This window comes from Flavobacterium sp. RSP15 (assembly GCF_003968755.1).
In the GTDB taxonomy this organism is placed as follows: Bacteria; Bacteroidota; Bacteroidia; order Flavobacteriales; family Flavobacteriaceae; genus Flavobacterium.
The window spans coordinates 164,186-175,449 of the sequence record NZ_RYDL01000004.1 but is presented as its reverse complement, the minus strand read 5'-3'; the positions used below and the strand labels follow the sequence as shown (position 1 = coordinate 175,449).

Sequence of the window (11,264 nt, the reverse complement as noted above, 5' to 3'; positions counted from 1 at the left end):
TGAACTAACTGTAACAACAAAACTGTCTGTAGAGCAATCAATTATGACTATTGTAAACGCGCGGTTATCCCCAGTTTTTATATTCATTTCTTATTTGTCATTCGTAAAACTGCGTGTAATGTTGCCAAGTAGTAATAGAAAATCCAACTATACCATATTGCTTTGTCATACTCTGTCTGCTGGTCTTTGTTATGGTGTCTAATACCGAAATTATTAGCGATATTAAAAATATCATTCTCGTCTTTTTTGTTTAAATGTTCCTTAATTGCTGGCCTAATAAATTCCAAAACATCTGCAAGTTCCCTAATTGCTTCTCTTCTGTCGTCAAGCGTGGATTTGTATCGTCTGAATTTTAAAATTGCAGAGTTTATTTTATTAGAAACGTTTTCCTTTTCATTTGTTGGAATGTCCGCTTCAAATAAGTTTGAAAGACCATTGTCTGATAAGATCAAAATTTCGCCACTTTCCGAAATTTCAAAACCGTCTTTGTATTCTCGTAAGATAGGGTTCAGTAGTTCTCTGTATTGTTTCTGACCTTCAATGTCATTAAATTCTTCATAATGATACCCACAGTTGTTCCAGTTGTGGTAATGTCCATTAAGTCCTTTTGAGCAGTGGTCGTAAAGAAACTCAATTATGTCAAAGAAATCGTCTTCGGTATAATTGGGTAAGTTTTGGTAAATTGGATATAGGTTGTCTTTTCTTAAATTCACAAATATCATTGCTTCAATTTCCTCGCCCAATTCTCCAGGAATGTATCCGTCTTCACAGTTAATTCCGAAATATTTTTGAAAATATCCGTCAGTATTTAATTTGTTGTATGTCACCGAAAACAACTTTTTCAGAACCTCAAAATTAACTTGTTGGTCTGGCGATATTTTTCCTGTCCTAACTGAATAATAGTTTCTCTTTATCATAGTTTGTTATCGTCCTGTTTTTATCATCCTCAAATTGGGTATAATTCTTATATACCCTCAACTTTAAGGGGTTAAATTACCCTTAATTTGTAAAATTAAATGTTTATTAATTCCGATTTTATCCCTGTTCCCACTATTTTCAAAACACTGATGGCTCTGGTCATTGCAACATATAAAAGTGATTTTTCACTATTTAAATAGTCTTCTTTTTCTTGTTGTTCCATTGTGTCCATTTTTTGGATCATCAAGGGTACTGTTCTTTTGTTTACATCGCAAAGCATTACCGCCTTAAATTCCAATCCTTTTAAACCGTGGAATGTTGAAAGTGTAACTCCTGAATTACTTTTCCCAACGGTTGCATTATCAGAAAAAGGAATTTTATTTTTATGTAATGCCGTTTTTACTTCTTTTAATGCCTCTTTGGTTCTAAAAGCCAATGCAATATCATTGAGCTTAAATCCTCTTTCTTTTAATTCTTCAATATGAATGAGGATAGCATTTATTTCATCCGATTTTGTTTTAAAGACTTGGTAGGTTGGTAATTCTCCGTGAAATAAGGATAAATAGCCGTTTAATTTTTCAGTTTCTCCATCAAAATCATCATAGTTGATACCCTGAACGGCAGTAACTGCCAAACGTTTTATTTCTTCTGAAGTTCTATAATTTATTTTCAACTGTTTACTACGGTTTCCTCTTATTGAAATTCCTGCAGCAGTGAAATTAATTTTTCTTGCATAAATCTTCTGATAAGGATCACCAACCAAAAATAAATCATTTACTTTTTCTTCCACTAAAGCTCTAAGGAACCTAAGTTCAACATTGGATAAATCCTGCACTTCGTCTGTAATTACATTTTTGAAAGGTCTAAGTGGAAGCGTTTTCAAGTGGTTTGTCACCACGTTAAATAATTCTGCCCTGTCAACATAATCCTCTTCTTTCTTTTTCTTGTTGTATTTTTCGACCAATTCCCAAACGTCCATTTTTACTTTACGGGAAATGGGTTTTCCACGACCTATTCGGCTAACTTTTAGATAATCTTCTATATTTTTAAGGTCATTAAAAAGAATTACGTTCTGATATTCAGCAGTTAGAAACAAGGTGTCAAATTCGGTTAAATTTTGTTCCAAGAAATCGTCCCAAAGCTCGTAACTTGATTTTGAATTGTAGAAATCTAAAATTCTAACATTATTATCTACCAAATTGTATTCTTTCGCTAAATCACGTAAAAGGGTATCAATATTAGTGATGACTATTTTGCTTTTATCAATATTTAATTTATCTGCCAGCACCGTCAAGTTTTGTGTTAATGCATTGGTAAAAGTCGTAAATACTATTTTTCTGTCATCTCCATCAATTAAAATTGAAGTTAACTTTTTCAATCTGTGCAGAGCTACTACTGTTTTTCCTGTACCAGCACCGCCCGTAACTCTTACAGAACCTTTGAAATCAGGTTCGACTAATTTACGTTGTGATGGGTGAAGGTAAATTTGCCATTTGCTTAAATCCCCGTTTATGATTTCAGACATTAAATCATCATCTACCTCAACAAAACTTCGTTTGTTGTTGATGCTGTTTGCTTTTGCCTCTTGTTCCGTAGCTTTTGATTTCCCTTCGTTAATTTCAGCAATTAGCAGTTCAATGTTGAGTCCTTCGGTTAGGTAAAATAGATTTTCAAAAGCATCTGTTGGGATATATTTTTCACTATCACCTAATTCATTAAGGTCTTTTAGACTACGAACTAAACTTAATGTTAGGGATGGCACACCAATTTGTACTAGCTGTTCGTTTGAAAAACCATCAAATAAACGTGGTGTTTGTAAAGCATCAGTTAGTGTGTTAATTGTAATTTCTGCTTCAGGAGCCGTAAATATTTGAGCTGTATCGGTATTGTCATTCCAATGAAAGACTTTGTTTTTAGCCCAATCCATTGCTTCGTCGTGATTGTCAACCCATAGCAAATAGTAATTATCTCCTGATACCGGAGCTTTTACGATTGCTCTGTACTTATCATCAATTCTTGCCGTTCTTAATTGTTGGTCCTTGAAAGTAGAAATGGACTCGAAATTAATAGCACTTGATTTTGAGTTTTCTCTAAATTTTCTTTGAAATTCAAGCACCTTTTTTTGGGTGGATTTTGGCAATTCAAATAATTGCTCCATACATTTATCGTGAATGAAAAGCTTCATCATATTATTTGATTTATATTAAATTCATTAGTATTTATTTCTTGGTAACCAGCCTTTTTAAAAATTTTTCTGTCTTCATCGGAAAGTGGTTGTATTACTATTTTTATATTTTCAAAGCCGAGCATTGCTTCGGCATAAATGCCTTCATATTCTATATAAAATCCGCCTTCTTCATTAAATGGAATATTGTTGTCTATCAATTGTATCACAATTTGATGCAATTCCTTTTCGTGGTATTTTAGACAATTGTATTTATCTATTGTTTCATCCGTATTAGTTGGTAAAATAGTAGTATCAATAGTTTCATTTACCAATACGCAATCCTCTTGAATTAAATTGTAAAGTTGCCAAAACAGCTCCCAATTTTGTTTTTCAAGATTTTCTTGCAATTCGGTTACGCTACAGGCTGCTTTTATTGATAAATCATTTAATCGAATACCAAAAACTAGACTTGCAAAATCATATTTTAACTGGTTGTCAGGAAGGTTATAAAAATTCCCTTGGTTTTTATTTGTAGCCTGTACTGTTGGGTTAATAACAATCGAAGGCTTATTTAAAACTTCAATTAATTCGATAGCTTCCATAGATGGAATTGCAAATTTGGTTTGTTGTATTGCTAATGCTAACCCTATTTTTTGTTTTGGAAATTGCTCTTGCAGTGGATTAGACAACAGCCAGCATAATCGATCCATTGCGTTTTTTGTTTGCATAAAATCACTATTGTAATTATTCCAATAAGGTATTTTTTTGAAAAACTCAATCGTTGTTTTGTATTTGATGCTATCCACTGCTAAGGCATCTTTTTTAAATTGTTTTGAAACCTGATCGCTTTCTTTTTCAATAGCATCGAATTTTTCAATATCTGACCACGAAAGTGACCAGGTAATTTTATCACCCGATTCTACTATTGCATTTCGTTTTTGCAAATCATTATAAAAACGGCAATTTTCTTTAGTAGCGTGGTAGGTATATCCATCGAGATATACTGCAATATTCTTTACGCTTGTAATTTTGTCATCGCTTAAGGTAACGCCTTCTTTCTCAGCGCTTGTTAATGAAATGTAAAAGTCTGAACGTGTTTTGTATTTCACGTTTTCCGCAGGTCCTAGTTCCAATTGGGGTCTTATTACATAGTAAAAAGTATAATCCCCGTTAACTGTTTTTAATTTATAATTAATGATAGCATCTTCTACATAACTTTCGAAAATGAATCCTTGTTCTGCGTTTTTAGCACAATAATTCCGTAGGCTCCTGATAAAGCGATCTTCCAGTTCACTTTCTTCAATTTGACCGTTACCTGACAATGAACCTAAACCTGAGGAATAGGGTTCCCATCCACTTGAATTATCTACAATTTTTTTGAATAAAATTTCTGCTTTATTTCTGCTTAAATCTTCTTGAATGTATTGATTGGAGTAGGTATAAATGCAACGATAACAACCATCTTTTCCGTTGTGCTGGCAATTACATTCTTTGATTGCTTCATAAGCTTTTTTAATTACTTCGGTAAATTCAGATGGATTGAAAAGTTTTTCTAAATATCCTGTACCGCCCGGAATGTTATCGAGTATTACCAAGTATTTATCAAATCGGCTGTTTTGCTTATTGAATTCGGAATAGTTTACAATATTGAGGTGTTGCGGATTTCCTTTGTAATATTTTTTTAATCCCAGTTCTAAACCCGCTTTAAACATATTTACTTGGGCTTCGCTTTCCAAATCTTGAACAGGTAACAATACTTTGAGCGCTTCTGTTTTTATTTCTCGAAATAAGAAAACTTCTTCAAAAACGGCATCGGTTTTACCCTGGTAATCATAGTCTTTATTTTTGCAATAGCCGTAATGGAATTTGAAATTATTATTCTCTTTATTTTTTGCTTTGTGTGGTGTTGAGCTGCTTTTTCCACAATGTTTGCAGGTTACAAAGCCGTGATTTGGAATGTCTTCTAAATTATTGATAGTAATTTTATTTGCATCCGTAACTGATGATAATCCTAAATTAACTTCTGTTATATCTACATTTTTCACATATTCTATACCGAATGGAATATTTTTCATCCCCCAAGCACCTTGAAAGGTATTGTAATCGAATTTTATATGTTTTGAAATTCTATATGTAATTACATCTCTATCATCACTACTATCGTCTAATGTTGCATTTTCTCGGGTATTGATTGATTTTACGCCACTTATTTTCACAAAAGTGTGTTGATTTTTTGCTGAAGACCAAGAGTTGTCACCACATTTGGGACAATTCGTCTCCGTAGTGGTCGCATTATTTTCTATGTGGTCACAATTGGAACAAAAACGTTTTTTAATTAAAACATCAGCATCTTTCCAATCGAAAGTATTTAATCCTGAAATGGCTAATTTATAACCCTGTGAATAAAATACATTGTCAGGTGCTAATTCTCTTATAGCTACATTGGAAGACCTGATTATCTCAAATTGTTTGTTTGTTGGTAAACCAGTACTTGCTTTAGGTTTGTTAGCATTTACCCAAGCATTTAATGTAACTCCTGTTTCTGGAAAAGCATAGTTAGGCAATAAACCAACATTAGTTAAATGTTCTAATATTGCCCTTTTTTCTATTATTTTTCGTAATCCTGATAGTGCTTTTTTATCTCCTTCTAAATTTTTTCTCTCCTCATCAGTTTCAGGTAAATTGTTTTTCTTGATGATTTCATCAATCTCTTTTCTCTTCTTTTGAATGCTGATCAATTCTTCTTTTACTTTTTTGAATACTCTTTTTATTCTTTCGTAAAACACATCTTCTGCTAAAAATAATTTCAGTTCTTCTAATACTCTGCTTTCGTTATTGAGGTCTGGTTTATAAAAATCGATAAATCGATTTACTAATATCAGTTCATTTGATTTGATGTATGAAATAATTCGGTTGACAATAAATTCGGCAGCGTTAAGATCAGTATTAGACAACCGTAATGCAATAATTTTTCCGGGGATGGTATTGTTTTTAGGGTCTGCTGTAGCCCAATTGTCCAAACAATAAGCCAAAAAGTGTCTGTATAAAATTTCTTTGGCTTCAAGATAACAACCGGGTGTCGCTATTTCACCTTCCATCATATCAGAGGGCTCTTCAAAATAAAAAAGATCGTGTGCTTTGCTTTGGGCAAATGTAGCTATCATAGCCGTTCCAGAAGAACGCCCAGCACGTCCCACTCTTTGCAGAAAATTAGATGTTAGTGGTGGTACGGAATTATTGATAGCAGTATTCAATGTTCCAATATCAATACCCATCTCCAAAGTGGAGGTGGCTACAATAGTATTTAAGGAGTTGAAATTAGGTCGTTCTTTGAAATCAATTTCTTTGTTCTCTCGGTCTTTTCGTTCTAAAATTCCTGTATGCTCGGCTGCATAAATTCTAGGAGACCGATTTCGATTGTAAACTAACTGATAATAATTTGGTTTTTGCTTTGTATCCGGTTCATAAACACCATTTACACAGGTGTAATCTAAGCATCTGGTATTCCTAGTTGAAGTATCCGAAGCGGCTACATTTAAAAAGGAGCCACAGTTGTTGCATACGTGTTTTTTAACTTTGTTCTCTATTATGATGGCGTTGGCAAGAATAGCATAGTTATTATTGCCTTCTAATACCACTTTATCCAAGATTTTCACTTCTTCCAAGCTTTCCAATAATCGGCTGTAGAAGTCATTAATGATAGCTTGATGAGCTGATGCCATTGGGAAGGATTTTATAAAATAACTTCTGTACCAATTGTTTGTATTGGTAAAAGTAGTATCAATAATTTCTCCTGATTGTTTACTTGCACTTATTACTTTTGGAAATCTCGATCTACTTCCAAACATTTTATTCAAGAAATGTCTGTTGTCTTTGTACCAGTTCAGATCAAATCTAGTTAATCTTCCCGTTCTGGATTTATTTAAATATTCGTGATTCACTCCACCACGAATTCTTATACGATGCAAAATTCCATTGATAAACGGCAGTAAGTCGGTTTCGGTTATGGAGATTAAATTGTTTTGGCTTAACCAATCTTGGAGTATTGGAAAAATAGATTTGATTTTTTCTTCATCAAATTTTACTGCTGAAGCACCCGATTTTTCAAGAGTTCGTCCAATTAGGGCATTGTATCCGTACTCGGAAACAATTTCCCAACGTATTCGTTCATCAAATTCTTTTTTGAAATCCTCTGTAAACTGGCTTCCAATTCGATAATCTTTATCCAATTCGATTTTGCCTTTGTAGTCCTCCGGAAAAAATCGATAATAATAAGCCAGTTCATTATTTTGTTTAGTTTCATCGGAATTCATTTTCCAATAGCCAATAAATTCCTTTTGAAGTTCTTCTAAAGTTACCGGTCTGTCCAGTTTATTTATCACTTTTTGAAGTGAGGAACGAAAAGTAAAACGATAGTTCCTTGCTTCCACGAAACCAGCTTGGTGTGCAGCATCTTGCACACTATTGGTAAACGCTAATATTTTACGGTACTTGTCCTCTCTTGGGTCAAGATCTGATGACAGTACTTGGCTTACAGTAATGGATGATAATGTGGCTATCTTAGTTCCAATAATGCTTAATGTATTTTCAGAATTGCACTCCGGACAAATGTGTTTTGCTCTTGTTTCGTTTAATTTTCTAACTGCTTGAATTTTGAAGGTATTGGTTCCTTCTTTTTCTTGCAGTTGTAATGTTTTTGTTCCAATATAATCGTTTATGGTATTGGTTGGTTCGTATTCCTCAATGTGTTTGTGATTGGTTGTATTGATGAAATAGATGTTTTTATGGTTCTCAAAATAGTATTCGTACACTTTTTGAGGATCGGTATCAAAATGATTTTTATTATCATCCTTAATTCCTAACCATCCACTGGAGCCACAATCCCTACAGAAGTAAGCGGGTAATGCTCTTGGGTCATTCTCGCCAGCTACTTTATCTTTCCAAGTAAATTTAGGTGTTTCACTCATTTCTCTCAACACACCGCTTAGTTCTCGTATCCAAATTTGTATTTGAATAAACAAGAGGGGAAACTTTTCTTTTCCTGTTTTGGCTGCACTTATTAAAGCCACAATTGAATTCACCACTTCTTCGCGAGGGTTTAACTCATTTGCTTCATCCCATTCAGCAAGGGTTTTGAATTCTGAATTTCTATCGGAGAGTTCGTATAATAATTGATGTAAAGATTTAATGTTCGTACTGGTAAGTGCTATTAAATCTTTAACAATTTTGAGTTTCTTCAATTCATTTCCTAATGCAACAGTATCAATAGTTTCGGGGATTTGCCATAGTCTTTTTTGACGATTGATGTAGTTTTCGTAGGTTTCATTTTCCTGTAATCTACTTTCCAAAAGCCCAATTTGTCTTGGTATAAATCGTTCCAGATTTTCTTCATCTCCTTCAAAAAAATCGTCGACCGTAAGTCTGTTTTCGGTAATAATTGCCTCTTCTTTGAACTCTTCTCCAAAAACTTTCTCGGCATATTCACAAAGTAATTTTTTCGATTCCTCACCAGAACCAATTGTTGCCGATGTCCCAATGGCACATATTTGTCCTTTGGGAATGTCTAATTTTAGTTTTAAACGTCTTATTAAATTGGCCACATCTGTTCCTTGTGCACCATCGTAAGTATGTAATTCATCCAATACCAAGAATTGCAATAAGGAAGGGTCTTCCAAATTATAGCTCCAAAGGTTATGAAATTTTGCACGCATCAAAGCATAATCCAACATTTTGAAGTTGGTTAACAAAATGTCCGGTGGACTATCCAAGATACTATCTCTATTTTCGATGATATGGTTTTCGCCCATATCTGTAGGGTATTTGGCTTTGTCTTTTCCTTCTCCAATAAATAAACCTGCGGCTATTTTTCCTTTTAATAATGGCTCATTCCAAATGGCTTCTGCCAAACGTTTTGCCTGATCCGTTGCCAAGGCATTCATTGGATATAATATAACCACTTTTATTCCGGGACGGTGGTTGTTTTTATGGCAAAAGTCAAGAATAGGATATAAAAAACATTCCGTCTTACCCGATGAGGTTCCCGTGGTTATTAATGTAGATTTTGGGATATTGTTGTTTGTTGTATTCAGCCTTTTAAACGATTTGTATTGATGATCGTAAGGCGGAAAACTAGGTTTTATTTCCAATGGCATTATATCGGCACTATTAGCCGTTACAAAAGGTAATTTTATGGACACATAAGGGCCTTTGAAAATCCCTTCTTCTTCCTGTGTAATGAAATCATAAAATGCTTTGTGTACCACTTTGTCCTTAAAGCTAAAAGTAGCTTTAAGGTATTCCAGTATAGAATGTTTTACTTCGTAAGCTTGTTGTAGTGGTAACATAAAGGATTATTTTTTGGCATTTATTTTTTGTTGAATCTCTGTAATTCTTTCCATCAGGTTTTCGAATGAAAGCGAGTTGCCGTAAATCATATTCTGCTGCATTATTTCGTAATCTTTTTGCCATTCCTTTAGGATACTTGCTGGTGGAATAATGCTGATTTTTGAGGGAGTATGATTGGCATAATTAATGCCTCTAATGGGAGTAACGGTACTTCTATGATCCACAATTCCTTGATACAAAACATTATCTGTAATTGCTATTTGAAAATAAGGCGTATCCATTAATTTTTCTAGGTCATACAAATGTCGGCTCAATCGATCCGTACGAATTTTATCTGGCTTTTTTTGAAATTCTTCGTGTAAAAGAAATACTTTTTCCAGAAAGGTACGTTCCGGATTTACGGTTGCTACCGTAATGGGTTTGTCTGCAAAGGATTGGTCGGGATAGTGTTCTCCTACCAATGAAGAGAATACTCTGGGTGAACAGGGCTCTCGTAAGGAGCGACTACCGATTTCGACTAAAATTCGTGGTTTTAGGTACTCTGATGTTGGACTTACTTCTGGATAGTAGATTTCAATAATTAACGGGTCTTGGTCAGTATCTTTAACGGCAGCCAATTGTATTTTTAAATCGGTGAAACCTGCTTTTTCAAATTGCTCTTTTAGTTGGGAGAAGAAAATAGTGGAGATGAATTGGAAGGACGCTTTACGCAATTTACTGACTTGGGATTTGCTCATTTCGGTATCAAAACCTAAATATCTTCTGTCCAGTGCCAAGTCGATATCTTCGGAGAAACGTTCAATAACATTCCAAGCTTTGCTTAATGAAGTGCCCCCTTTAAAAACAATGTGCGGTGCGCAATCCATTGCAAAAATTAATCCTAATGTTTGTGTTACCCACCAATCCTTTTCAATGGCTTGAATGGGAAGTCCTGTTTTGGTTCTGATTTGTTCAAAAATTACTGTTTTCTCTTCTTTATCGAGTTGTAAAAATGTTTTCATCCGATTATACTATTTGCTTTTTATTGGAAGATGGAACACCTATAATCATATCCCTGTGTATCAATGATAATTTTCGTGGGCGTTTCATTCGGTTGGTATTGCTTTTTTCAGAATAGTTGCAATCCAGGCTGGTGCTAGTTTGCTATCGTGAAGGATGTTTTCTGGTTTTTCTTTTTTTAATTGTTCCAAGATAATCGTTTCGCTTTTTTCCTCTAGTTTGTCTTTTCCTATGGTTTTTAAGGCCTGAATTACCAAACCACTAATTTCTCCTTTGGCAATCAGATTTTTGGGTATTGTTTTTTTTAAGTTAATGGTTTGTTTTCCAATATGTATTGTTCTTGGAGCACCATCCGTAAGATAGACCAATCTCATAGGTACTTGTGTGCTCAATCCCAATAAATGTTGTGCTTGTATGCCTGTAGGTACTATTCGGAATCGGTCTTTTTTGGCAATGGCAGCCATTACTTCTTCGGCACCGGGTATTATTTTACCCACGAGTTCGCTTTCTTTTGGGATTACATAAATACCTTGTGCCACTCGTACTATTTTTTCGTTTTCTTTTAGGCGTTGTAACGCCTTACGAATAGCGGTTTTTTCGGCTAATTTGCTAAATTGTTCAATAAAATACAAAGTGCCCGGCTTGGTTCTTTTCATTTTATTGAATACTTTTTGTTCTATATTTTGTGGTTCTTTTTTCATATGCTGATATTTATTGTTTTTTATCGGTCATATGTAATTCACATATAATCATTCGTGTTTATGACTAATTTATCGGTTATGCTCATTTCATGATCTTGTCACAAATATAGTAAATATTTGTGACGAAATATTTT

General features: G+C 34.1%; 5 protein-coding genes. All 5 read right to left on the bottom strand.

The genetic code is table 11. The annotated features are described in order from the left end of the window. Positions 1-83: 83 nt before the first annotated feature. A complete protein-coding gene (locus EKM00_RS06920; RefSeq protein ID WP_199734614.1) occupies positions 84-917 on the bottom strand; it encodes a hypothetical protein in 834 nt (277 codons plus the stop codon). A gap of 95 nt (positions 918-1,012) precedes the next feature. Next, on the bottom strand, positions 1,013-3,106 hold the full coding sequence (locus tag EKM00_RS06915; RefSeq protein ID WP_199734612.1) for a 3'-5' exonuclease: 2,094 nt from the start codon (positions 3,104-3,106) through the stop codon (positions 1,013-1,015). Next, the gene (locus tag EKM00_RS06910; RefSeq protein WP_126515695.1) at positions 3,103-9,429 is read right to left on the bottom strand and encodes a DEAD/DEAH box helicase; all 6,327 of its coding nucleotides are present in this window, start codon (positions 9,427-9,429) and stop codon (positions 3,103-3,105) included. The genes EKM00_RS06915 and EKM00_RS06910 overlap by 4 nt, the downstream gene beginning before the upstream one ends. 6 nt (positions 9,430-9,435) lie before the next feature. Then, on the bottom strand, positions 9,436-10,431 hold the full coding sequence (locus EKM00_RS06905) for a nucleotidyl transferase AbiEii/AbiGii toxin family protein (RefSeq protein WP_126515694.1): 996 nt from the start codon (positions 10,429-10,431) through the stop codon (positions 9,436-9,438). Positions 10,432-10,515: 84 nt separating this feature from the next. Beyond that, on the bottom strand, positions 10,516-11,130 hold the full coding sequence (locus EKM00_RS06900; protein WP_091256155.1) for a DUF6088 family protein: 615 nt from the start codon (positions 11,128-11,130) through the stop codon (positions 10,516-10,518). Between the last annotated feature and the right edge of the window lie 134 nt (positions 11,131-11,264).

Coding starts and splice junctions, on each gene's coding strand:
- EKM00_RS06920 (WP_199734614.1), bottom strand. CDS start 917: ATGATAAAGAGAAACTATTATTCAGTTAGGACAGGAAAAATATCGCCA.
- EKM00_RS06915 (WP_199734612.1), bottom strand. CDS start 3,106: ATGATGAAGCTTTTCATTCACGATAAATGTATGGAGCAATTATTTGAA.
- EKM00_RS06910 (WP_126515695.1), bottom strand. CDS start 9,429: ATGTTACCACTACAACAAGCTTACGAAGTAAAACATTCTATACTGGAA.
- EKM00_RS06905 (WP_126515694.1), bottom strand. CDS start 10,431: ATGAAAACATTTTTACAACTCGATAAAGAAGAGAAAACAGTAATTTTT.
- EKM00_RS06900 (WP_091256155.1), bottom strand. CDS start 11,130: ATGAAAAAAGAACCACAAAATATAGAACAAAAAGTATTCAATAAAATG.